Raw genomic sequence first — 23,864 nt, 5'->3', positions numbered from 1 at the left:
ATGACAGTTTCACGTGAAACGCTACTACCGGCATACTTTGGCGAATTCGGCGGCCAGTTTGTCCCCGAATCCCTCATCCCGGCGCTCGACCAACTTGAGAAGGCCTTTGTCGACGCACAAAACGACCCCGCATTCCGCAAAGAGCTAAGCGCGCTATTGCGTGATTATCTTGGCCGTCCCACACCAATTACAGAGGCGAAGAACCTCGGGGGTAAAGCGCGCATTTTCCTCAAGCGTGAGGACCTCGTACACGGTGGGGCGCACAAGACGAACCAGGTCCTTGGTCAGGCACTGCTAGCAAAGCGGATGGGGAAGACACGCATTATTGCGGAGACCGGAGCGGGACAGCACGGCACCGCTACTGCACTTGCTTGCGCATTGCTGGATCTCGAGTGCGTGGTCTATATGGGCGCGAAAGATGTGGCTCGACAGCAGCCAAACGTATTCCGTATGGAGCTCATGGGCGCGAAGGTCGTCGCCGTCGACACCGGATCCGGAACTCTTAAGGACGCGGTGAATGAAGCCCTCCGTGATTGGACCGCCACCTTCCATGAATCCCACTATCTCCTTGGTACCGCGGCCGGGCCGCATCCATTCCCAACCATCGTCCGAGAGTTCCACAAGGTCATCTCCGAAGAGGCTAAGACCCAGATGCTTGAGCGCACCGGTGGGCTACCGGATGTAGTCGTAGCGTGTGTCGGAGGCGGCTCCAATGCAATCGGCATGTTCGCAGACTTCATTGAGGAAGAGGAAGTGGAACTCGTCGGCGCCGAACCTGGCGGCGAAGGTCTAGACTCCGGCAAGCACGGTGCCACCATCAACAACGGTACGGTTGGCATCCTCCACGGCGCGCGCAGCTACCTCATGCGCAACGCGGACGGCCAAGTGGAAGAATCCTATTCTATTTCCGCCGGACTCGACTACCCAGGTGTAGGACCACAGCACGCGCACTTACACGCCAGTGGCCGCGCGCAATATGTCGGCATTACTGACGTCGAAGCACTCGAAGCATTCCAGCTTCTTTCCACTAAGGAAGGCATCATTCCCGCTCTCGAATCCTCTCACGCGTTGGCCTACGCCTTGAAGCGGAAGGATGAGGACATCAACATCTTGGTCTCCCTTTCCGGCCGCGGCGATAAGGATATCGACCACGTTCGCCACACCCTTGAGAACCACCCAGAATTTAAGCTCCAGGAGAAGAACTAATGAGCACCCGATACGAAGACCTATTCCGCTCACTACGCAACAGGGGAGAGGGTGCTTTCGTCCCATTCCTCATGTTGGGCGATCCCACGCCAGAGCACACGCTGGCCGTCGTGCGAACCGTCGTCGCGGCCGGAGCCGATGCATTGGAGCTAGGTGTTCCATTTTCTGACCCAGTGGCCGACGGCCCCACCATACAGGCCTCCCACCTTCGCGCACTCGACGGCGGCGCCACCGTAGATTCCGCCTTAGAACAGGTGCGAACAATCCGCGCGGAATTTCCCGAGCTTCCCATCGGCATGCTCATCTACGGCAATGTGGCGTTCACTCGCGGTTTCGACCGGTTCTACGCCGAGTTTGCAGAAGCGGGTGCGGACAGCATCTTGCTTCCCGACGTCCCCGTGCGCGAAGGCGCTCCATTTATCACCGCAGCAGAGAAAGCCGGTATTGACCCAATCTTTATCGCCCCGGCCCGCGCGACTGCGCACACCCTCGAGGGCGTCGCTCAATGTTCGCGCGGCTATATCTACGCAGTTTCACGCGATGGAGTTACCGGTGCCGAAAAGCAATCAGAAACAATTGGCCTCGAAGAAGTCGTCGCTAACATCAAGAAGTGTGGCGGACCTCCGGTACTGCTCGGGTTCGGCATTTCCGAGCCTGAGCACGTGCGCGATGCCGTAGCCGCTGGGGCAGCGGGGGCCATTACAGGATCCGCAATCACCAAGATTATTGATCACCACGTTTCACGTGAAACAGACGCGGAAGGCAGGCCAGTGGAGGGAACTCCAGGCCGCATTTCCGACGAGAAAGCATTGCATAAGGAACTCGCCGAGTATGTGGCTCGCATGAAGGCAGCGACTCAAGAGTAATCCTGAAAACGCGAAGAACCCTCCTCAGCTCTCGGCAGCTGAGGAGGGTTCGCTATAAAAAGCCTCTACGCGGTTGCTTCTGCAGATTCCTCTTCGGTGTGGTCCTTCTTGGAGCCCGCGAACTTGTCCACGATCATCGCGATAGCGCCGTCGCCAGTAACGTTGGCGGCAGTGCCAACCGAGTCGATAGCAATATAGGCGGCGATCATCAGTGCCACCATGCCATCGTCAAAGCCCATCATGTCCGCTAATAGTCCAGCTGCGACCATAACCGCGCCGCCAGGCACACCTGGTGCCGCAATCATCATGATTCCCAATAGGAAGATGAAACCAAGGCCGGTGCTCGTACTAATATCCAGGTTCGCCATGTACACAATCGCAAAGGCATAGAGCGTCAGCTTAATCATGGAACCGGAGAGGTGAATGGTCGCACACAACGGGATAACGAAGCTTGCCACTGGCTTCGAAATGCCGTTCTTCAAGGTGGACTCCATAGACACCGGGATGGTGGCGGCAGAAGAAGAAGTTCCGAGTGCGGTGAAATAAGCCGGCACCATATTGCGCAATGCCTTGAAAGGATTCTTACCGGTGATGGCACCAGCGATGATGTACTGCAGCACCAGGTAAACCAGAGTCATGACAACCGCCAGGATCAGGACCTTCGCGAAGGCCGAGAGTACTGAGCCCAAATTGCCATTCATGCCCAAGCCTAGGAACATGCCAAAGATATAGAAGGGCAGAATTGGCACTACAAAGCCCCAAATAACCTTGACTACTACGCTCTCCAATTCCTTTGTAACCGCATACAAGGTATCGGACTTCACTGTAGTCATCGCTACGCCGATGCAGAATGACAACAAGAGAGCCGTCATAACCTCAAAAGGCGGAGCCATTTCCACCTCGAAGTACGGAGTGAGTGCCCCCTCATCAATATCGGAGACATTTGTAATCAGATCCTGACCACTGAGCATGGTGGGGTAGAGCCAGTGCGCAAGTACGTAGGCAAGAAGACCCGCAACAATCGTTGAGCCGTAGGCAATACCTGCAGTAACACCCAGCCATTTTCCGGCCCCTCGTCCCAGACCAGCAATCGACGGGGCGATAAGCGCGAAGATGAGGACCGGAATAAAGAAATTGAGGAAGTTACTAAAGAGTCCATTGAAGGTGGCGAATACGCGGCCAAACCATTCGGGCGCGAATTGGCTCACCACCACGCCAAGGATGATGGCGACGATGATGCGGAACAACAGAGATTCCGAGAGTTTCTTGAAATTCATGTACTTACTATCAAATCGGGTGTTTTGCCCCTTGGTAAACAATTCCAGGGGAAACAGCGCGGTACAGAGCAACGGTCAATTCAATATCTATCGATCGACCTTAAAGGCATACTACCCGACCGGAGGCATAGCCAGAACACTCACCCCAGCCACGGTTTTTATCTTGGCGCTACAAGGTTAAACTAAGTACATGATCGCTGTGGGAATCATCTTTTTAATCCTCGCCGTCTTCCTCATCATCGTGGGAGCCTTGGCCTCGACCAAGCGCCTGCCTGGAAATAGTTATATCGGTTTACGCCTACAGGAAATTCGCAAATCCCGTGAAGCATGGGACAATGCCCATCGCGTGGCCGGGCCATTCTGGATGCTGAGCGGCGTCTGCTTAGTCTTCGGCGGCATCGTCGCGCTCCGCGCTGAAGGCTGGATGTGGCTCATCCCAGTTCTTACTTTTGTGGCCGCTGTACTAGCCCTCTCCATCGGTTCCAACCTCGGCTCACGTGCCGCGTTCCTCTACGAACAAGCACACGCAGACGAGGAGGGTTGCGGAGACTCCTGTAATTGTGGTTCCGACGGTTGCGGTGGGGAAGAGGCCGCCGCAGCACCCACCCCTCAGGTTGATGTCGACGCGCTCCGTCACGCCGCTCGCGAATCCGATAGGTGACCAAGCACTGCTGCGCAATCTTCCCCTTCTGGAAAAGAATCACATTTCATCCAGAAGGGGAATTTTTGTAGCTATGCCTTTCGTATTGAATTATCGCTACACGCTTTGCTCTAGTCACAGTGACGTTAATTTTCGGAGCAGTTGCTTATTCGATTTTAGTAACAGCCGATATTATAACTCTGGATATCTTCTGGCCTAACCCATACTTGACCGCACCTACAGTAGGTCCATTGTCCCATTCTGGTTCCTGCGAGGGAGGGTAGAGGTTGCGTAAAACTGCCATGGAACCCCGGCGGCTAAGGACGTAATCAGTACCCTAAAGGGCAGAATATAGTCCATGAAGAAAAGTACCGCCCTGGCGGCCGTCGCCGCTTCAACTTTTGTTATCGGCACTTACGCTGAGCAAGACCACAAGCTAACGACGTCCGTAGCGGAAGCACGCGAACAGCAATCTGCACAGAGCATCGTAGATGAATTAGGTATCAAGTCTGGCACCTATGAACTTGTCGCAACCTCCGGTGACTCTCCGGAGACTTGGGAAGGACTCCTAGCTAACTAACTACAGTGTTTCACGTGAAACTCTGATTGCAACCGGCCAAACGGGTATGACACATTACGCAAGACCAACGGGCTAGAGTAGAGACATGATTAAGTGCTCCCGTCGAATGTTCTTGCTTGGAACCGCCACCACATTTGCAGGCGCCTACGCCGCAGCCTGTGGCTCCTCTCCGTCCGCAGAAATTGCGGCTACCGAGATACCAATTGGCTCCGCGAAGATTGTTGATGGCGTGATCTTCACCCAACCCAAGGAAGGCGAGTTTAAAGCCTACTCCCAAACCTGTCCCCACCAGCACAATCCAATCACCGAGATTGATGGCATGACGGCCACCTGCACGGCACACAACACCTCCTACAACCTCAGCGATGGAAGCGTAATCTCCGGCCCGGGGCGCGATCCATTGGAAGAATACGAAGTTAAACAAGACGGCTCTAACGTCACCACGGCCTAAAGAGCATTTCCCGTGTGGTTTCACGTGAAACTACACGGGTTGTGTTTTCTCGGCTCGAGTATCTGCAGCATGTGAATACGAACCGGGTTTAAACTCTTAGCATGCTGCAGCGTTTGAAAAAGCCCGACCCGCTTATTGTCCTCATTATCCTGGCGGTCATCATTGCGATAATCGCACCAGCCCGCGGGAACTTTGCCGACATTGTCGGCCAATTAACAAACGTGGCCATCGCGCTACTCTTCTTCTTGTATGGCGCGAGGCTTTCCACTCAAGAAGCCCTCAACGGGCTCAAGCACTGGCGGCTACACCTCACAATTCTCGCTTTCACCTTTGTGGTTTACCCGCTTATAGGCATAGCTCTGCGCCCACTCACCGCTGTCATATCGCACGACATGTACCTGGGCATCTTATTCCTCACGCTGGTTCCATCCACGGTGCAGTCGTCGGTTGCCTTCACCTCAATCGCGAAGGGAAACGTGGCGGGCGCAATCGTATCGGCTTCTGCCTCAAACTTAGTGGGAGTGATCATCACTCCATTGCTCGTCATGTTCCTCATGGGAACTGGGGGAGGAGTTCACATCGATACGTCAGTATTCGGCGAAATCGCCCTTCTATTGTTAGCGCCATTTGTTTTAGGTCAGCTTACTCGGCGCTGGGTAGGCAAGGTTGCACAAAGCAAGGCCACTAAAGTCGTGGACCGCGGCTCAATCGCGATGGTGGTGTATTCCGCTTTTTCTAAGGGTGTGGTGGACGGAATTTGGTCCTCTATTTCTCTGTGGGACCTGGCGTTCCTGGTCGTCTTCGCCGCAATCTTCGTTGCCTTCATGCTGTGGCTCACCAGAAAGGCGAGCCAAAAGATGGGATTCAACCGCGCCGATACCATCGCTATCGAGTTCTGTGGATCGAAAAAATCATTGGCCACGGGACTCCCCATGGCCTCGGTTATCTTTGCTTCTGGCGGCGCGTCTCTTGGTCTACTGATCCTCCCGTTGATGATTTACCACCAGGTTCAGTTGATGATGTGTTCGTGGCTAGCGGCTCGTTACGCGCAGCACCCCAGCACGTAACTACACTTAAGTGCCATGACGAATTACCTTTACGTACGAACCGAACTGAATGTGCCCGGCGTCGGCTCAGCAATTCACATGGCGGAAATGGAAGAGCGCGATGCCCGCAGCTGCCGCATGGTGCGCATGATTGCGCTTGATCCCTCGGATGCCATCGTCGGGGTAGCAACACCGAGTAGTTCCACGGGCAACGTGGATCAGCCGCAAGAGGTTGTCCCTCACCCGGACACCTACGACGATTTTCCGGACATTAGCGCGCAGTACGTGGACCAGTCTCGGTTCGACGCCCTGTGGTCCGAAGCCACCGCCAAGTTCGGCCTATAAGAATCGCAAGGGCTAAAAGACTACGTTGACGAGGAGCATATAGAAGGCGGTTCCTCCGAAGATGGACATCGCTGAGTCCCGCTTCCACAGGTGAAGCAGGAAGGTGACCACCACTCCGAGGAGAGCCGCCCAGATGCCACCGGGGGCGCTGGACTGCCCGTGGACGGTATAGACGACCAAGATGGTCATCACGCCCACAGGCATCATCATGCCGAGCAAGGAAAAGAACTGACTATCCTTCATCCATTTCACAAAGGAGAAAGGAAGTTGGCGTAGTACAACGGTAATGAGGCCGACGGGAACTAGGACGGCCGCGATGGAAGCAAGGGTGACTCCAGCCGGCATTTAGCACCCCTCCCGGAGTCGCTTAAGGTCGCCTCGCCTACGCAAGGTAAAAGCCGCATCGACGCGTGGAGATAGGTACCGAATAATCAGCAGGATGAAGTAGGCGCTCAGGGCCACCATGAGGAGTTGACCAGGGGCGAAGGCGGCCGCGAGAATCCCCACCAGAGCCGCGCTTAGGGGTAAAGAGAAGTCCTGGTTATTGCGGAAGGAATCCATCGCCAGTACGACGAAGAGCGCCACTAGGGCGAATTCCATGCCCTGCACGGTAGAGGGAATCACCTGACCGGCGAGAGCACCGACAATGCCACCGCCTACCCACAGAGCTTGACAAAAAATTTGGATGGTGAGGATCCGGGCCCCGGTCGGGCGGTCATCGGTGGGTAGGGAGGAGACGATGGCATAGGTTTCGTCGGTAAGCGCGTAGGTGGAATAAGCCCTGCCCAGGCGCGAGTTAATGCGGTGGCGAGGAAAGGTGAGACCATAGAAAATATGGCGGAAGTTCACCATGAATCCGGTAACCAGGGAAGCCACGGCTGTGGCGCCGCCGGTGACCATGGAAATGGCCAGGAACTCCATCGAGCCGGCGTAGATGACGATGGAAAAAATCGGCGTCCACCACCAACTGAAGCCGGGTTGGACCATGAGCAGGCCGAAGGCTAGGCCGAGGGGAATGAGGCCGATGGCGGCGGCCCAGGTATCCCCCAAACCTTGTGAAATATCCTCACGCATGCGGGCTAGTGTAGCCCACTGCCTGCAGCGCGATAGGAATTAATTGTCTTCCACGTTGACAGGGTAGGTGGAGTACAGCGGCAACGGCATGGGTTGGCGCTTCATAACATCGGACCAGAGGTCGGCCGGGCCCGGCGTAATAACGTCTTGGGCCAGGGCAGGGGAGACGAACCATTCGCCGGCCTCGATTTCCTCCTCCAACTGGCCCGGGCCCCACTCGGCATAGCCGGCAAACATGCGCATGCCTGAGACCAAGGGCTCAATCTCTTCTGGGTCGGCACGTAGATCCACATGCGCGAGGCGCGGGGCGAGGCGGGTGAGTCGGTCGTGCTTGTCCGGATCGACGCCCTGGTTGGTCTGCGCGAGTCCTACGACGGATTGCTGATTGAGCGGGCCGCCGATGTACAGCGCCTGCGGCTTGGCCACAACGGGAAGCCATTCTGGCAGCACATTGAAAATCGCCACCTCGGAGCGCTTGGTCAGATCCACGCCGAAGGTCATCATGTCATTGTGCTCAATGACGAGGATGACGGAACGGGCGAATTCCGGCGAAAGCATGCCCGGAGCGGCGATGAGCAGCTGGCCGGGGGCGGGGTCATTGCGCTCGAGGGCGTTGAATAATCTATCGGCAAACATCACTGTTTAGAATCCCACCACTCGCGCAACTTCGCAATCGCTTCCTCGCGCTCGAGGGGGCCATGCTCGAGGCGCAGCTCCTTGAGATAGGACCACGCCTGGCCCACCTCAGGGCCGGGCTGGAGGCCTAAGATCTCCATGATCTCGTTGCCGTCGAGGTCTGGACGCACGCGCGCCAGGTCTTCCTTGCGGCCAATCTCTTCGATGCGCTCTTCCAGCTGATCGTAGGTGCGCTGGAGGCGACGGGCCTTCTTGGCATTTCGGGTGGTGCAATCGGCGCGCACCAGCTTGTGCAGGCGGGGGAGGAGATCGCCGGCGTCGGTGACATAGCGGCGCACGGCGGAATCGGTCCACTGATTTTCCCCAAACCCGTGGAAGCGCATGTGTAGGTACACCAACTGGCCGATGGACTCCGTGGTGGCCTTGGGATACTTCAACTTGCGCAGGCGCTTACGGGCGAGCTTGGCGCCCACCACCTCGTGGTGGTGGAAGGAGACCTTGCCATCGGTGTTATCAAAGGTGTCCGGCTTGCCAATATCGTGCAGCAGCGCCGCCCAGCGCAGGACGAGGTCTGGACCATCTTCTTCCTGGTCCATGGCCTGGCTCAGCACCTTGAGCGAGTGCGCATAGACGTCCTTGTGCTGCGCGTGTTCGTCCGCGGTCATGCGGAGCGCGGGGATCTCGGGGAAAATATAGTCCGCGATTCCCGTAGATACCAGTAGATCAATGCCATCCCACGGGGCCGTGCCGCAGATGAGCTTATCCAGCTCCACCTGCACGCGCTCCACGGTGATGCGCTGGATCTCGCCAGCCATATCCCGCATAGCCTCCACGACGCGATCGGCCACGCGGAATTCCAACTGAGAGGCAAAGCGAGCCGCACGCAGCATGCGGAGCGGATCATCGTGGAAGGAGATCTCCGGCTTATCCGGGGTATCGAGCACCCGGTCAGCTATGTCTTGGAGGCCATGGAGGGGATCGTGGAACTTAAAGGAGGCGTCGGCAAGCAGCTCAATGGCCATCGCATTGGCCTTGAAGTCGCGCCGGACAAGATCGCCTTCCAAGGTGTCGCCGTAAACCACCTCTGGATTGCGGGACTGGCCGTCATAAGAATCGGAGCGGAAGGTAGTGATCTCAATCTGCTGGCCCTTGTAGGCCGCGGAGACGGTACCGAAGTCTATGCCGGTATCCCACACGGTTTCGGCCCACTCATCGAGAATCTCCTTGACCACCTCAGGTCGGGCCGGGGTAGTAAAGTCCAGGTCATTTCCCAAGCGGCCCAAAAGCGCATCGCGCACAGAGCCGCCCACGAGGTAGAGCGAGTAGCCGCGCGCGGCAAATTTCTCCACCAGCCCACCCAGCAGGCTGCTGAGGGAAGAAACGGTGGATTCCGCGCGGGCAAGAACGCCGATTAGCTGAGTGTCCTGAAAATTCACGGGTGAGAGTCTACTACGATTGGCAGGGATGACTAACCAAGAACAGGGCCCCTCCAAGGGAGGCGGCCGCAACCGCAACCGGTCTCGGCGCAGGCGGCGCCGCCGGCCGGATAATCGCGCGCGCCGCACCACCCAGCAGCGCAAGCCCTACCGCGGTGGCAATGGCCAATCCACGGCCATGGAAACCCGCGATGAAACCTCCGCGGGCGGCCTCGTTGTCTCCGGCTTGGCGGAGTGCGTCGATGCCAATGGCAATGTCGACCTTTCCCGGCTCTATGTGGCGCTCATCGGCCGCCTCGACCGCCGCGGGCGCCTGCTGTGGTCCATGCCTAAGGGCCACGTGGAAAATGGCGAGGCCAAGGAGGTCACCGCTGAACGCGAGGTATGGGAAGAAACCGGCATTTCTGGTGAGGTTTTTGCGGACCTCGGCATGATTGATTACTGGTTCGTCTCTGATGGGGTACGCATTCATAAAACCGTGCACCACCACTTGCTGCGTTTTGTGGACGGCATTATGAACGATGAGGATCCAGAGGTCACCGAGGTCTCGTGGATCCCCGTCTCCGAACTCATCGAGCACTTGGCCTACGCCGATGAGCGCAAGCTGGCGCGCATCGCGCATGATCTCCTTCCCGATCTCGCACGAAAGGAAGCCGCGGCGGGGAAAGTGACGCCACGGTAATGCGCCAGCGCCTGAAGTCTTGGGCCGCCGTGGGCGGCTGCATGGCGGTAGCGGGGTGGGGATTGTGCCTGCCGCTACCAGAAGCCGCCGCGCAGATGGACTCGGCCGCCGAAAAGCAGCAGGATATCCAGGCATGGTTGGGCGCGCGCGGGCCGGAGCGGGCCAACCTTGATCTCCTTGCGGCCGAGCCCTTTTCCGTGGGCAAAGACCTCAAACTGACCTTCCGGCTGCACAATCCTACCGATGAAACCATGGAGGATCTCCAGCTCACGAGCCGCCGCGGCGATGCCGTGGAGGATACCGCGCAGGCCCGCACGCAGTTGGCCACCGGCGAGTTCCCGTATTACGGTCCCAGCACCACCACCGCGCCCCTGCAGCCGGGCGAATCCCGGGAGGTCACCTTCCAGGTTCCTACCTCCCTGCACGGCGAGCAGACCCTGGCCATCGAAGAGCCTGGCTCCTATCCGCTGCTGTTTACCCTCACCGGCACCGTAGGCGGCGAGGCGGTCAGCTTTGCGGAGGAGCGCCTCGTAGGCCAAATAAAGGGGAAGAAGCAGGCGCTTGGCGATGCCCCCTCGGATCCCACACCCCACGATCTCACCGTGATCTATCCCATCAGCGCCGATATTGACTCGGTACCAGGCGGCGCTGGGGGAGAGGACCTTATCCTCTCCTCTGATGAGCTGGCCGATGAGCTGGCGGAGGGCGGCCGGCTCGATCGATTGGTCAGCACGTATGCCAGCCACGATCTGCGCGGGGCAGGCTGCGTAGCCATCGATCCCGCCCTCTTGGATACGGTCAACCGCATGGCGGAGGGCTATAAGGTAGGTTCGGCCCGCCCACCTCAAGCCGAGCGCCCTAAGCGCCTGCGCGATTCGTGGTTTACTAACGAGGACGATGTGCACCTCGAACCCGGCACGGGGAAAGAGGATGCTGCCCGCTGGCTCAAGCGCCTGCGCGAGCTCGATTGCTTTATGTCTATGCCGTGGGCGAATGCCAATGCTTCCTCCGTGGCCAAGGCGAATAATCCCTTCCTTACCTACGAGGGACTGCAACGCGGCAATCACACCATCGAGCGAATTCTCGGTGCCAAGCCGGCCACCACCGTGCTCGCGGTCGGCTCCGGCTATGTGGACCAGCAGCTTCCCCTGCCCGCATTGGTGGCGGATAATACTTCGTGGCCTGGCCGCGCCGTGACTTTCGACGCCTCCCTGGGCGCCCTCCTCGCCCAAACCGGTTCCAAACCACAGACGGTGGGCTATTCCAACCCAGAGCTGCGCTACGATTACTCGCTCGATTCCGATCTTTCTCGTGCCATCACCGGCGGCGCCGCACTGAGCTTGGCCGCGAGCGATGACACCGTGGCACGCTTGCCCAATTACTTGGATCCCAGCGCGGCCGAGTACGCACTCGACTCTGCCGAGGCGCTCATCGCTTCCGGTAAGTCCCATCCGCGCACCGTCGGCAGCCTAAAGCAGGAGACCGCGGAGCCCGGTTCACTGCCCGGCAGCCCCTTTAGCGATCCCGCCGCCTTTGCCGAATCCGATATCGTCCGCGTGGAGCAGCAGGCCCGCTATACCGATGAGCTGATGAATATCATGGTCGATGATCCAGATATCGCGCTCACTCGCTATGAATTCGTCCTGCCTTTGCGCCGGGATCTGCTCGCCGCCCTCTCGCTGACCAACCGCGATAGCTTGGGAAGCAATGCTGAGGCGCAGCGCCGGTTCACTGACACGATGGACGTGCATTCGGATACGCTGCGGGACCTGCGTTCTTCTGTGGCGCTTATCCCACCGGGCAATGTCTATACCCGCGTATCTGAGTCATCGCCGCTGCTCATCGTGGCAGAAAATGGCCTGCCACTACCGGTGGAGGCCAAGCTGCAATACGATGCCCCCGATGGCGCGCGCCTCAACACACCCAAGAGCGTCCGTATTCCGGCCAAGGGCTCTATTACTGTATCCATGACCGCCGATATGCCTAAGGACGCCGATCGCACGGACATTGGCCTATGGCTTGCTACCCCAGAAAAGCAAACCATCTCCGAGCCCATCAATATCGCTGTGCAAACGCGTGCCGGTATCGTAGGCGTGTATGGCGTCGGCATAGCCGGCGCCCTTGCGCTGGTCTTAGCCACGCTCTTCCGGCTAGGCCGCCATCGGCGCAAAAAATCACAAAGGCTTAAAAAGTAAGTTGAAGTTGTATCCTCTATGACTGATAAGACTGGCCGCGAGGCCGAACACGTGGAGAAGTCACCTGCGGGTGTAGTTGACCCGAAGGATGCCGCCGTGCCGGCAGAGCACCCCGCCCCGGCGGGTGCCCGCGGCCGCATCGTCCAGGCCTCTCCTCCCGCTCCGGTACCAGAAAAGCGCCCCACCCCAGCGGTGAAGGACACCACCGTTCCTCCTGAGGAGGATAAGTCCGCGCTCACTGGACGCAACGCGGACAATGAATCATCCAATCAGGATGTCATCCGCGCAACAGGCACGATGGCCATCGCGACGCTGCTGTCCCGCATCACTGGCTTCTTGCGCCAGATGCTCATCGGCGCCACGCTCGGCGCCACGGTGGGAACTGCGTTTAGTAGCGCCAACCAGATCCCCAACCTCGTCACCGAGATCGTTCTGGGTGCGGTGCTGACCTCTCTGGTTGTGCCCGTTCTCGTGCGCGCCGAAAAAGAAGACACGGACCGCGGCGAGACCTTTGTCCGACGGCTATTTACCCTGGCCTTTTCCATCCTGGGCATAGTCACCATCGCCTCCGTGGTGCTCGCGCCCTTCTTAACCAGGATGATGCTGCCGGAAGATTCCAAGGCCAATGCCGTGCAGGCAACTTCCTTGGCCTTCTTGCTGCTGCCGCAGATTCTTTTCTACGGCCTCTTCGCCCTCTTCCAGGCCGTCCTTAATACCAAGAATGTCTTTGGTCCGGGCGCCTGGGCGCCGGTGATCAATAACTTCATCTCCATTAGCGTGCTGCTGGCTTATCGCTTCCTGCCAGGCGAGCTCGACCCGCATGAACCCACGCCGGTGGCCGATCCACACGTCATGCTCTTGGGCTTGGGCACCACCACAGCGGTCATGGTGCAGTGCCTCATCCTATTGCCGTATCTCAAGAAGGCCGGAATTAATCTGCGCCCTAAGTGGGGCTTGGATGCCCGCATCAAGCAATTCGGCGGCATGGCTTTGGCCATTATTACTTATGTGGCCATCTCCCAGCTGGGCTACGTGGTCACCTCTCGCGTGGCCGCCTATGCGGATGCCGGCGCCCCGCTGGTCTATCAGAATGCCTGGCTCATGCTGCAGGTGCCTTATGGCGTTATCGGCGTGACGCTCCTGACGGCGATTATGCCGCGCCTGTCCCGCAACGCCGCCGACGGCGATGTAGATGCCGTGGTCCGCGATCTCACCTTGGGCTCCAAGCTGACCTTCATCGCGCTTATCCCCATCGTCATCTTCATGACCGGCTTCGGCGTTCCTATCGCCCGCGCCCTCTTCCAGTACGGTGCCTACGGCGCCGAAAGCGCCGAGCAGCTCGGCCTGACCATCAGCTTCTCCGCCTTCACGCTCATCCCGTATGCCTTGGTGCTGCTGCACCTGCGCGTATTCTATGCCCGCGAGGAAGCCTGGACGCCTACCTTCATCATCGCCGGCATCACGCTGACCAAGATCGTCCTCACGCTCTTGGCACCATTGATGACGTCCAACCCGGACCGCGTGGTGATTCTGCTTGGTACGGCCAATGGCTTTGGCTTCGTCTCCGGTGCGGTCATTGGCGGCTTCCTGCTCAAGCGCAAGCTCGGTAGCCTCGGCGGCAAGGCCGTCACCCAAACCGTGCTGTGGGCTTCCGGTGCCGGCCTAGTGGGCTTGGTCGTCTCCTGGGTGCTGTACTGGGGCGTGAATTGGCTCCTCCCGGAGAATCTGCCGTCCATCGTCTCGCTGATCAAGGTCGCGGTGCTTGGCATCATCTTCCTCATCGCCACCGGCCTGGTGCTGTCCAAGTCCTCCTTGCCGGAGGTCCAGAACCTGGCCCGTGCCCTACAGCGCATCCCGGGCATGTCCCGCTTCATCAAGGTCGATTCTTCCAAGGCCATCGAGCTGGAGGAGCCCGACGTACCGGAAATTCAACCGGTATTCTCCCAGGACGCCTTCAACGCCACCCTGGTACCGCCGCCGATGTCCGCTGGCATCGTCCGCGGACCACGCCTCGTGCCGGGTGCCCCGGTATCGGATGGTCGCTTCCGCCTGCTCCAAGATCACGGTGCGGTCACTGGTGCGCAGTTCTGGCAGGCACGCGAACAGTCCACCGGTCGCCTGGTCGCCTTGACGTTCGTCGATACCAATAGCCTGGCGCCAATTGCGCCGGCGACGCCGGGAGTTGCAGCCCGTCGCTCCGCAGAGATTTCGCGCAATACCCGCCGCCTTGCCGAGCTGGAGCTCGATACCGTGGCGGATAATATCCAAGTTCTGTCTTATCGCACTGGCTGCCTGGTAGTGGCGGATTGGTTTGAGGGCACCTCCCTTAAGCAGGTGGCTGAGGCCGATAACCTCGATCCCCATTCCGTGGCTCGTGCTACTGCACCGCTATTTGCTGACGCCGCCGCTGCCCACGATGCCGGCCTCATCCTCGGCGTGGAACACCGCGATCGTTTCCGCGTTTCTACCGATGGCGTGGTCAAGGTTGCCTTCCCCGCCGTGCTGGATGGCACCTCCGCGGCCACCGACCGCGAGGCTTTGAGCTCCGCCCTCGAGCTGCTGGTGGAGTCCACCGAACCTTCGCCGAAGAAGCTGCGCGATATTTCTGAGGACGCCAACCTTCCCGCAGACGAGGCCGCCCAGCGCGTCGAAGATGCGCACTACGCGCTCGATAGTGCCGACGAAGACAGCCGTGAGGAAAAGATGGAGGAGCTGCAAGAGGCACAGGCGCTAACCTTGGCCGGCATCGCCCAGCGCCTGCGCGACTTCGCACCGGATGAACCAGAAGAAGCACCTGAAGCCCTGCCGGTGAAGGCACAGGTAGAACCGGACCAAGAGGATGACCCGGCGCAAGAACCCGGCTTTGGCGGCCGTGGTTATTCCGGTTCCGGCGTCATCATCATCGGCATCTTCGCCACCATCTTCGTCGTGGCAATGGCTGCGCTCACCACCTGGATCATGTCCTTGCTCAGCGATGTGGAGGCATCCAACCCGGTCAGCGAGACCATCCACGGCAGCACGGACATTCCGGATACCCCGCCGGTGCGTCTCCAGCCTTCCTCAGCGGTTACCGTCCCTGATAACAAGGACTATGCAGCGCTTATCGACGGCAAAACGGCCACCACTTGGTCCACCGAAGAGGAGGATACCGGCGTCCTCGTCACCTTGGATACGCCAACGCACCTTGCGGTCCTGCCGGTGGTGCAGTCCAACTCCACTGGGGCGAGGTACGCCGTCTATGGCGTAAATCAGGACAGATTCAATCCGGAGAACCCACAAGCTGGCTCCCTACACCAACTGGCCAGGGGCAAGTTCGAAGGCGGCAAGGAAGATATCGAGCTGGAGGAAACCACCGAGCAATTCGACGGCCTCCTCCTCATGATCACCGAGCTGCCCAAGTCCGATAAGGCAACCATCGCAGACATTGGTCTCGTCGGGCAGCCCTAGGCACAACCCACACCGCTATCGGATTCGTCGCCAAGCATGCAATGGTCACCAAGGTTCGCGGTAACTTCGCAGACTTCGAAGGCACCATTACCGTGGCCGAGAACATCGCTGAGTCCGCTGCTAAGGCCACTATCCGTACCGCATCCATCTCCACTGGCAACGACGACCGCGATGCGCACGTAAAGAACGAGGACTTCTTCGCAGTAGAGCAGTACCCGGAAATCACCTTCAAGGCCACCAACCTCAACGTTGATGAGAATGGCAACGGCACCGTCACCGGTGACCTCACGGTGCTGTTGCAAAGTTGGGCGGAGAGCCGAGACGACCCAGTTTCTCATTTCCTGATGGCCGCTGCGTGCCGGCGTTCTCAGGCCGTCTCGAAGACCCGGTTGACGATCACCGCGTCCGGATTGGGGTGCCCATAAGCAAACATCGTGCCCTGACCTTTCCGTAATGAATGCATCGCTTCCATCCCTTTCAACGTCCGGTAGGCGGAAATTCGGTTTTTGAACGCCCCCTTCGGTCCCAGGATTCTTTTAAGTCGGCCATGATCTCCCTCGAGAACGTTGTTCAGGTATTTCACCTTCCAGTGCTCCACCGTCTGAGGGCAGATTCCCTCCGCCTTCAGCTCGGATATTGCCTTGGCCAGAGCTGGTGCCTTGTCGGTGTTGATGACCCGCGGGGACCCGGCTGTCGTATTCGATCGCAGCGTCTTGGCCAGGAAACGCTTGGCCGCAGCCACATTCCGTTTTGGTGAGAGGTAGAAGTCTAAGGTCTGCCCACCGGCGGTAATAGCCCGGTAGAGATAGCACCACGTGCCGCCGACCCGGATATAGGTCTCATCCACCCGCCAGGACCGGGCCTGCCAGTCGGGTACCTGCCGGTACCAGCGAGTGTGCTTATCCAGCTCAGGGGCGTATTTCTGCACCCAGCGGTAGATCGTGGTGTGATCGACTGGCGCACCCCGCTCGGTCATCATTTCTTCGAGGTCGCGGTAGCTCACGCCGTAGCGGCAGTACCACCGCACCGCCCACAGGATGATGTCACGGGGGAAATGCCGACCGGAGAAGATGCCCATGGCTCTGATTATTTCACGCCGGTCTTTCTACTGCCCCAACTTTGCAACAGCACCAAAATATATCATCATGAACAATAAAACTGTCTGCTTACATAAACAGTAATACAAGGGGTGTTATGAGCCATATTCAACGGGAAACGTCTTGCTCGAGGCCGCGATTAAATTCCAACCTGGATGCTGATTTATATGGGTATAGATGGGCTCGCGATAATGTCGGGCAATCAGGTGCGACAATCTATCGATTGTATGGGAAGCCCAATGCGCCAGAGTTGTTTCTGAAACATGGCAAAGGTAGCGTTGCCAATGATGTTACAGATGAGATGGTCAGACTAAACTGGCTGACGGCATTTATGCCTCTTCCGACCATCAAGCATTTTATCCGTACTCCTGATGATGCATGGTTACTCACCACTGCGATCCCCGGGAAAACAGCATTCCAGGTATTAGAAGAATATCCTGATTCAGGTGAAAATATTGTTGATGCGCTGGCAGTGTTCCTGCGCCGGTTGCATTCGATTCCTGTTTGTAATTGTCCTTTTAACAGCGATCGCGTATTTCGTCTCGCTCAGGCGCAATCACGAATGAATAACGGTTTGGTTGATGCTAGTGATTTTGATGACGAGCGTAATGGCTGGCCTGTTGAACAAGTCTGGAAAGAAATGCATAAGCTTTTGCCATTCTCACCGGATTCAGTCGTCACTCATGGTGATTTCTCACTTGATAACCTTATTTTTGACGAGGGGAAATTAATAGGTTGTATTGATGTTGGACGAGTCGGAATCGCAGACCGATACCAGGATCTTGCCATCCTATGGAACTGCCTCGGTGAGTTTTCTCCTTCATTACAGAAACGGCTTTTTCAAAAATATGGTATTGATAATCCTGATATGAATAAATTGCAGTTTCATTTGATGCTCGATGAGTTTTTCTGATAGTTAGTCTTTGTAGAGACACAAACCTGAAATTCCGGACACCGCGCTTCAGGACATCTCCCTGGACGCCGATATCTGGCAGTATCCGGACGGGGCACTGTTGCAAATAGTCGGTGGTGATAAACTTATCATCCCCTTTTGCTGATGGAGCTGCACATGAACCCATTCAAAGGCCGGCATTTTCAGCGTGACATCATTCTGTGGGCCGTACGCTGGTACTGCAAATACGGCATCAGTTACCGTGAGCTGCAGGAGATGCTGGCTGAACGCGGAGTGAATGTCGATCACTCCACGATTTACCGCTGGGTTCAGCGTTATGCGCCTGAAATGGAAAAACGGCTGCGCTGGTACTGGCGTAACCCTTCCGATCTTTGCCCGTGGCACATGGATGAAACCTACGTGAAGGTCAATGGCCGCTGGGCGTATCTGTACCGGGCCGTCGACAGCCGGGGCCGCACTGTCGATTTTTATCTCTCCTCCCGTCGTAACAGCAAAGCTGCATACCGGTTTCTGGGTAAAATCCTCAACAACGTGAAGAAGTGGCAGATCCCACGATTCATCAACACGGATAAAGCGCCCGCCTATGGTCGCGCGCTTGCTCTGCTCAAACGCGAAGGCCGGTGCCCGTCTGACGTTGAACACCGACAGATTAAGTACCGGAACAACGTGATTGAATGCGATCATGGCAAACTGAAACGGATAATCAACGCCACGCTGGGATTTAAATCCATGAAGACGGCTTACGCCACCATCAAAGGTATTGAGGTGATGCGTGCACTACGCAAAGGCCAGGCCTCAGCATTTTATTATGGTGATCCCCTGGGCGAAATGCGCCTGGTAAGCAGAGTTTTTGAAATGTAAGGCCTTTGAATAAGACAAAAGGCTGCCTCATCGCTAACTTTGCAACAGTGCCCGCTCAGATCGACACCACGACTGCGTCCGGTCGCATGGTGTTCGGAATCTTCGCCACCTTGGCCGAGTTCGAGCGGGATCTGATCCGAGAGCGCACCATGGCGGGTCTCGCCTCCGCGAGAGCGCGCGGTCGCAAGGGCGGACGAAAATTCGCGCTCACCAAAGCTCAGGTGCGTCTCGCGCAAGCCGCCATGGCCCAGCGCGATACTTCAGTTTCCGATCTCTGCAAGGAACTCGGCATCGAGCGCGTCACTCTCTACCGATATGTCGGTCCCAAAGGCGAGCTCAGAGACCATGGAAAGCATGTTCTCGGACTTACGTAGCAACTCGTTTCTTTTCGCAGGTTGAGCCACCTCCGCGCTTCATCAGAAAACTGAAGGAACCTCCATTGAATCGAACTAATATTTTTTTTGGTGAATCGCATTCTGACTGGTTGCCTGTCAGAGGCGGAGAATCTGGTGATTTTGTTTTTCGACGTGGTGACGGGCATGCCTTCGCGAAAATCGCACCTGCTTCCCGCCGCGGTGAGCTCGCTGGAGAGCGTGACCGCCTCATTTGGCTCAAAGGTCGAGGTGTGGCTTGCCCCGAGGTGATCAACTGGCAGGAGGAACAGGAGGGTGCATGCTTGGTGATAACGGCAATTCCGGGAGTACCGGCGGCTGATCTGTCTGGAGCGGATTTGCTCAAAGCGTGGCCGTCAATGGGGCAGCAACTTGGCGCTGTTCACAGCCTATCGGTTGATCAATGTCCGTTTGAGCGCAGGCTGTCGCGAATGTTCGGACGCGCCGTTGATGTGGTGTCCCGCAATGCCGTCAATCCCGACTTCTTACCGGACGAGGACAAGAGTACGCCGCAGCTCGATCTTTTGGCTCGTGTCGAACGAGAGCTACCGGTGCGGCTCGACCAAGAGCGCACCGATATGGTTGTTTGCCATGGTGATCCCTGCATGCCGAACTTCATGGTGGACCCTAAAACTCTTCAATGCACGGGTCTGATCGACCTTGGGCGGCTCGGAACAGCAGATCGCTATGCCGATTTGGCACTCATGATTGCTAACGCCGAAGAGAACTGGGCAGCGCCAGATGAAGCAGAGCGCGCCTTCGCTGTCCTATTCAATGTATTGGGGATCGAAGCCCCCGACCGCGAACGCCTTGCCTTCTATCTGCGATTGGACCCTCTGACTTGGGGTTGATGTTCATGCCGCCTGTTTTTCCTGCTCATTGGCACGTTTCGCAACCTATTCTCATTGCGGACACCTTTTCCAGCCTCGTTTGGAAAGTTTCATTGCCAGACGGGACTCCTGCAATCGTCAAGGGATTGAAACCTATAGAAGACATTGCTGATGAACTGCGCGGGGCCGACTATCTGGTATGGCGCAATGGGAGGGGAGCAGTCCGGTTGCTCGGTCGTGAGAACAATCTGATGTTGCTCGAATATGCCGGGGAGCGAATGCTCTCTCACATCGTTGCCGAGCACGGCGACTACCAGGCGACCGAAATTGCAGCGGAACTAATGGCGAAGCTGTATGCCGCATCTGAGGAACCCCTGCCTTCTGCCCTTCTCCCGATCCGGGATCGCTTTGCAGCTTTGTTTCAGCGGGCGCGCGATGATCAAAACGCAGGTTGTCAAACTGACTACGTCCACGCGGCGATTATAGCCGATCAAATGATGAGCAATGCCTCGGAACTGCGTGGGCTACATGGCGATCTGCATCATGAAAACATCATGTTCTCCAGTCGCGGCTGGCTGGTGATAGATCCCGTCGGTCTGGTCGGTGAAGTGGGCTTTGGCGCCGCCAATATGTTCTACGATCCGGCTGACAGAGACGACCTTTGTCTCGATCCTAGACGCATTGCACAGATGGCGGACGCATTCTCTCGTGCGCTGGACGTCGATCCGCGTCGCCTGCTCGACCAGGCGTACGCTTATGGGTGCCTTTCCGCAGCTTGGAACGCGGATGGAGAAGAGGAGCAACGCGATCTAGCTATCGCGGCCGCGATCAAGCAGGTGCGACAGACGTCATACTAGATATCAAGCGACTTCTCCTATCCCCTGGGAACACATCAATCTTACCGGAGAATATCGTTGGCCAAAGCCTTAGCGTAGGATTTCGCCCTCTCCCGCAAACGACCCCATCTTTGCGGCGATCGTGGCCGGATAGCCGTCTTCGACAATCAGCCGAGCTAACCGGAGACGGGCACGAGGAGTGAGAAGAGCGTTCGGATGGGTCATCAATTGGCCTCCGCCGCGGTCTTCGTAAGCGCGCGTCTGGTGAGAAGCATGATGACGAGAGCGATCGCTGTCAGCACCGAAGCGACCCAAACCGGCGCGAGCAGCCCCAGCCCGGTCGCGAGCCCGAGCGCACCAAGCACGGGCCCCGCTGCAGCTCCGATATTCAATGCTGCGGTTGCGTACGAACCGCCCATCGTTGGCGCACCCGATGCTGCATACAGCACACGCGTGATCAGAGTACTGCCGACGCCGAACGACAGGAATCCCTGAACGAGGACGAGGACGATAAGCGCAACGGGATGAGATGCGACCACTGCCAACACGATCCAGCCTGTCAGCAATAGCGGTCCGCCGACTGCGAGCACGAGGCCAGGTCGTTGATCTGATAGTCGTCCTGCGATCGTGACGCCAAGGAACGATCCGATGCCGAACATCACCAGCGCGACGGACACCCACGCTTCGGCCAAGCCCGCGGTCTCGGTCACGATGGGTGCCAGGAAGGTGAATGCCGCAAAGGTCCCTCCGTTGATCAGCGCTCCGAGTGCCATGGCCAGGATGAGCCGCGGCGTCGCCAACTGGCTGAGCTCGACACGGAGCCTTGGTGAGGTCGCGCTAGTCTCGCTCCGACCAACATTGTTCGTGACGCCACGAATGACTCCAACGGCCGCGGGAATACAGAGGATGGCGATCGCCCAGAACGTCGTTCGCCAGCCCAGCGCTGTGCCGAGCAGTGCCCCGGCGGGGACGCCCACGACGGTTGCGATCGTCGTGCCGGAGAGCAGGATCGACAGTGCACGCCCCTTCTGGTTCGCTGGCACGAGGGTAGTGGCCGTGCTCAGTGCTACGGCGAGGAATCCTGTGTTTGCGAGAGCGCTGAGCACCCGGGTGATGAGCAGGAGAGAGAACACTGGTGTCATCGCTCCGATGACGTGGCTTCCCGCGAACACGAGAAGGCAAACGATCAATGTGAGCCGCGGTGGCCAACGGCGAGCGAATGCCGCCATCACTGGCGCGCCGACGACCATACCGACTGCGAATGCGGAGGTCAGCAGGCCCGCAGTGCCGACCGAGACGTCAAGTTCGGTCGCGATCGCGGGGAGCAATCCCGCGAGCATGAATTCTGAAGTGCCCATGACGAAGACCGCCAGGGCAAGCATGTAGAGGGCAAAAGGCATCGAGTACTCCGAGGTGTGAGATCAAGAAATGGTTCTTCTTGTCACCACGGCCAGCGCCCCGGGTACGCCAGACATACGCCCACACAGATCGTGGGCGTCGTAACCAGTGGTTCAAGGGGCTGGCGGTGTGACCGACAACCCCTGACCTGTCTGATTCGGGACTCGACATGCCCCAAACTCTAACATGCCTTGGGGTTGCTCGCAGGTAGGGCATTCATTGATCGGCTCGACGGGTTCGGCTTCAATAACAGTGACGTCACCGTTTTCTGTGGCACCGGTGATAGTAGTTCCTAGTTTTGCGGTGCGGCAGATGGTATCGACGATGACATTTCCGTTAGGCTGCACAGTAGGTCCTTAGTTTTGTACGGATGGATTAGATACCTTTTTCCTACAAAGCCAAGGACCCCAATATCTTGTGCCACGCCCGAACCCCCGGCGAACTAATCAATGCACTCTAAAACCGGAAGAGCCCTTTTAGTACTACTGGTGGATTTCGGTTTTGGTGGGGATTAACGCCGCCGGCTTCGGTTTTTCCGTTGAGGAGGTCGTTGACTACTTCCCGATGGTGAAATGGGTCGATGGTGAGGTAGAGAGGAACCAGTCACCTGGAAGAGATCGATCCAGTCGTTGGTGTGCAATCTGGGAGGTAGGGTCGCGGGGTCGATTCCTCGCGAGCGCAACCATGATTGTGTTTCTGAACGTGATGAAAACAACCCTGCCCTTCGGAGAATTTCCCCTATCCCGCGTCCCCGGGCAGTGAAAACGGTGTGCACCATCGCCTGAAAGGCTTTGCGCTGCTCTATCGGAATCTTCGGGTCACCCACCCGGCGGATCACTAAGATCCCCCCGTCAACGTTTGGCTGTGGCCGGAAAGCAGACCTTGGTACCCGAGAACCCAGGTGAAATGTGAACCATGGGGACCACTGAGCCGTCATCATCGTGCTTGCGCCTACCCCGGCCCGGCGGCGAGCGACTTCCCACTGCATGAGGAGTACAGCGTCAGTCCATGCTGGCGCATGCAGCAACTTTCGAAGAATGGCAGTGGTGAGGTGAAAGGGAATGTTTCCCACAATGACGCAGGGAGTGGCGGGTAACCGGAAGTTAAGGAAATCATCATGGACCACTTCGACCGCCGCCGAGGAGGTTTCTTGTGTGATTTTGGCAGCTAGTTTTGCGTCCACTTCAACTGCCGTTATCGCCCTCCCCAAGTGGGCCATCGGGTGAGTGAGGGCACCGCTTCCTGGTCCGATCTCAATGATGGGGCCGGAGGTTTGTTTCACAAGGTCGATGATGGAGTTGATGATCTTGTGGTTGGTGAGAAAATTTTGGCCATGCTCGTGACGGCCGTGTCCGTATGCAGACATCAGGTGTGCTCCTTGGATTTGAAAGGGAGCCGGGCATGAGAAATAGCCGCCCGGCTAAAGGACCGGAGCGGTTTTTAACCTACGGGGTAGGAAACCGCCTTAGCGGTTGGTGCGCAACCGCAAGAAAGCGGTACCTGAAATCAACATGGGTCTAATTATATCCATTTAAAGGGTTAAGGGTCAAAATGTGTGTCTGGCTCGGCGTGTCGCGGGGGTTAGATTTGGCCTTTTTGAATGCCGATTGAGTGGGTGTAGTCGGTGTCGATAGCGTTGTCGTAGAGGGCTGGGCG

General features: G+C 57.8%; 24 protein-coding genes and 3 pseudogenes. 16 read left to right on the top strand and 11 right to left on the bottom strand.

The annotated features are described in order from the left end of the window. Together trpB and trpA are read left to right on the top strand one after the other, a co-directional pair. Window positions 1-1,206 carry a tryptophan synthase subunit beta gene (trpB, locus tag MHY13_RS07250; RefSeq protein ID WP_239282577.1) on the top strand — a complete coding sequence of 402 codons (1,206 nt, stop codon included), beginning with the start codon at window positions 1-3 and terminating at the stop codon, window positions 1,204-1,206. After that, window positions 1,206-2,072, top strand: coding sequence for a tryptophan synthase subunit alpha (gene trpA, locus MHY13_RS07245; RefSeq protein WP_239282576.1), 867 nt, complete (start codon window positions 1,206-1,208; stop codon window positions 2,070-2,072). The genes trpB and trpA overlap by 1 nt, the downstream gene beginning before the upstream one ends. A 65-nt stretch (window positions 2,073-2,137) precedes the next feature. Here trpA and MHY13_RS07240 read toward each other — a convergent pair whose 3' ends face one another. Then, complete coding sequence (locus MHY13_RS07240) at window positions 2,138-3,349, bottom strand: dicarboxylate/amino acid:cation symporter (RefSeq protein ID WP_239193686.1); 1,212 nt, start codon at window positions 3,347-3,349, stop codon at window positions 2,138-2,140. A gap of 190 nt (window positions 3,350-3,539) precedes the next feature. Between MHY13_RS07240 and MHY13_RS07235 the strand changes: the two genes are divergently transcribed. The 5 genes from MHY13_RS07235 to MHY13_RS07215 all read left to right on the top strand — a co-directional run bounded on the left by MHY13_RS07235 (window position 3,540) and on the right by MHY13_RS07215 (window position 6,411). Beyond that, window positions 3,540-4,010 carry an SdpI family protein gene (locus MHY13_RS07235; RefSeq protein ID WP_239282574.1) on the top strand — a complete coding sequence of 157 codons (471 nt, stop codon included), beginning with the start codon at window positions 3,540-3,542 and terminating at the stop codon, window positions 4,008-4,010. 337 nt (window positions 4,011-4,347) lie between these two features. Beyond that, entirely contained in the window at window positions 4,348-4,569 is a 222-nt protein-coding gene (locus MHY13_RS07230) for a hypothetical protein (protein ID WP_239282572.1), read from the top strand. An 85-nt stretch (window positions 4,570-4,654) separates the two neighbouring features. Further along, entirely contained in the window at window positions 4,655-5,020 is a 366-nt protein-coding gene (locus MHY13_RS07225; protein ID WP_005326925.1) for a Rieske 2Fe-2S domain-containing protein, read from the top strand. A 101-nt stretch (window positions 5,021-5,121) separates the two neighbouring features. Then, window positions 5,122-6,087 (top strand): bile acid:sodium symporter family protein, encoded by a 966-nt coding sequence (locus MHY13_RS07220; protein ID WP_179387114.1) that lies wholly within the window; start codon window positions 5,122-5,124, stop codon window positions 6,085-6,087. A 15-nt stretch (window positions 6,088-6,102) separates the two neighbouring features. Next, window positions 6,103-6,411 carry a hypothetical protein gene (locus tag MHY13_RS07215; protein WP_239282570.1) on the top strand — a complete coding sequence of 103 codons (309 nt, stop codon included), beginning with the start codon at window positions 6,103-6,105 and terminating at the stop codon, window positions 6,409-6,411. Between the two features lie 12 nt (window positions 6,412-6,423). Here the strand turns inward: MHY13_RS07215 and MHY13_RS07210 are convergent, their stop codons facing one another. From MHY13_RS07210 to MHY13_RS07195, 4 genes are read right to left on the bottom strand one after another with little or no spacing between them, the layout of a single operon-like run. Beyond that, a complete protein-coding gene (locus tag MHY13_RS07210; protein WP_200435898.1) occupies window positions 6,424-6,756 on the bottom strand; it encodes a branched-chain amino acid transporter permease in 333 nt (110 codons plus the stop codon). Continuing rightward, window positions 6,757-7,485, bottom strand: a complete 729-nt coding sequence (locus MHY13_RS07205) for an AzlC family ABC transporter permease (RefSeq protein ID WP_200435899.1) — start codon at window positions 7,483-7,485, stop codon at window positions 6,757-6,759. 39 nt (window positions 7,486-7,524) lie between these two features. Continuing rightward, window positions 7,525-8,121 (bottom strand): YqgE/AlgH family protein, encoded by a 597-nt coding sequence (locus MHY13_RS07200; RefSeq protein WP_150850467.1) that lies wholly within the window; start codon window positions 8,119-8,121, stop codon window positions 7,525-7,527. Beyond that, entirely contained in the window at window positions 8,121-9,557 is a 1,437-nt protein-coding gene (locus MHY13_RS07195; RefSeq protein ID WP_239282568.1) for a CCA tRNA nucleotidyltransferase, read from the bottom strand. The genes MHY13_RS07200 and MHY13_RS07195 overlap by 1 nt, the downstream gene beginning before the upstream one ends. 166 nt (window positions 9,558-9,723) lie before the next feature. Here MHY13_RS07195 and MHY13_RS07190 point away from each other — a divergent pair. The 4 genes and pseudogenes from MHY13_RS07190 to MHY13_RS07175 form a co-directional block, all read left to right on the top strand. Next, window positions 9,724-10,239 (top strand): annotated as a pseudogene (locus MHY13_RS07190) (NUDIX hydrolase); the annotation flags it as partial. Further along, window positions 10,239-12,434, top strand: coding sequence for a DUF6049 family protein (locus tag MHY13_RS07185; protein ID WP_239282566.1), 2,196 nt, complete (start codon window positions 10,239-10,241; stop codon window positions 12,432-12,434). The pseudogene MHY13_RS07190 and the gene MHY13_RS07185, both read left to right, overlap by 1 nt. Window positions 12,435-12,452: 18 nt before the next feature. Beyond that, window positions 12,453-15,881, top strand: a complete 3,429-nt coding sequence (gene murJ, locus MHY13_RS07180; RefSeq protein ID WP_239282564.1) for a murein biosynthesis integral membrane protein MurJ — start codon at window positions 12,453-12,455, stop codon at window positions 15,879-15,881. Window positions 15,882-15,889: 8 nt separating this feature from the next. Then, window positions 15,890-16,174, top strand: a pseudogene (locus MHY13_RS07175) (YceI family protein); the annotation flags it as partial. Window positions 16,175-16,248: 74 nt separating this feature from the next. Here MHY13_RS07175 and MHY13_RS07170 read toward each other — a convergent pair. Next, window positions 16,249-16,959, bottom strand: a complete 711-nt coding sequence (locus tag MHY13_RS07170) for an IS6 family transposase (RefSeq protein ID WP_239282560.1) — start codon at window positions 16,957-16,959, stop codon at window positions 16,249-16,251. Window positions 16,960-17,075: 116 nt separating this feature from the next. Between MHY13_RS07170 and MHY13_RS07165 the strand changes: the two genes are divergently transcribed. From MHY13_RS07165 to MHY13_RS07145, 5 genes are all read left to right on the top strand, one after another. Beyond that, window positions 17,076-17,891, top strand: a complete 816-nt coding sequence (locus tag MHY13_RS07165; protein WP_000018326.1) for an aminoglycoside O-phosphotransferase APH(3')-Ia — start codon at window positions 17,076-17,078, stop codon at window positions 17,889-17,891. A gap of 156 nt (window positions 17,892-18,047) precedes the next feature. Further along, the gene (locus MHY13_RS07160; RefSeq protein WP_001067858.1) at window positions 18,048-18,752 is read left to right on the top strand and encodes an IS6-like element IS26 family transposase; all 705 of its coding nucleotides are present in this window, start codon (window positions 18,048-18,050) and stop codon (window positions 18,750-18,752) included. Window positions 18,753-18,757: 5 nt separating this feature from the next. Next, window positions 18,758-19,126, top strand: coding sequence for a recombinase family protein (locus MHY13_RS07155; protein ID WP_012360778.1), 369 nt, complete (start codon window positions 18,758-18,760; stop codon window positions 19,124-19,126). A gap of 65 nt (window positions 19,127-19,191) precedes the next feature. After that, window positions 19,192-19,995 carry an aminoglycoside O-phosphotransferase APH(3'')-Ib gene (gene aph(3'')-Ib, locus MHY13_RS07150; RefSeq protein WP_001082319.1) on the top strand — a complete coding sequence of 268 codons (804 nt, stop codon included), beginning with the start codon at window positions 19,192-19,194 and terminating at the stop codon, window positions 19,993-19,995. Then, entirely contained in the window at window positions 19,995-20,831 is an 837-nt protein-coding gene (locus MHY13_RS07145) for an APH(6)-I family aminoglycoside O-phosphotransferase (RefSeq protein WP_049361039.1), read from the top strand. Before aph(3'')-Ib ends, MHY13_RS07145 begins: the two co-directional genes overlap by 1 nt. Before the next feature lie 105 nt (window positions 20,832-20,936). Here MHY13_RS07145 and MHY13_RS07140 read toward each other — a convergent pair. The 5 genes and pseudogenes from MHY13_RS07140 to MHY13_RS12260 form a co-directional block, all read right to left on the bottom strand. Continuing rightward, a pseudogene (locus MHY13_RS07140) lies at window positions 20,937-21,035 on the bottom strand (IS481 family transposase); the annotation flags it as partial. Further along, window positions 21,035-22,210 (bottom strand): chloramphenicol efflux MFS transporter Cmx, encoded by a 1,176-nt coding sequence (gene cmx, locus MHY13_RS07135; RefSeq protein WP_011113071.1) that lies wholly within the window; start codon window positions 22,208-22,210, stop codon window positions 21,035-21,037. The pseudogene MHY13_RS07140 and the gene cmx, both read right to left, overlap by 1 nt. A 21-nt stretch (window positions 22,211-22,231) precedes the next feature. Further along, window positions 22,232-22,285 (bottom strand): chloramphenicol resistance leader peptide, encoded by a 54-nt coding sequence (locus tag MHY13_RS12265; protein WP_011113070.1) that lies wholly within the window; start codon window positions 22,283-22,285, stop codon window positions 22,232-22,234. A 434-nt stretch (window positions 22,286-22,719) separates the two neighbouring features. Continuing rightward, entirely contained in the window at window positions 22,720-23,574 is an 855-nt protein-coding gene (locus MHY13_RS07130; protein WP_011117480.1) for a 23S rRNA (adenine(2058)-N(6))-methyltransferase Erm(X), read from the bottom strand. Window positions 23,575-23,673: 99 nt separating this feature from the next. Next, complete coding sequence (locus MHY13_RS12260) at window positions 23,674-23,721, bottom strand: erythromycin resistance leader peptide (RefSeq protein ID WP_011116968.1); 48 nt, start codon at window positions 23,719-23,721, stop codon at window positions 23,674-23,676. Window positions 23,722-23,864 lie beyond the last annotated feature (143 nt).

It is taken from the genome of Corynebacterium sp. ACRPE (assembly GCF_022347435.1).
GTDB classification, from domain to species: Bacteria; Actinomycetota; Actinomycetes; order Mycobacteriales; family Mycobacteriaceae; genus Corynebacterium; species Corynebacterium tuberculostearicum_D.
Note: the sequence above shows the minus strand (reverse complement) of the source record. Positions and strands in the feature narration are given on the sequence as shown.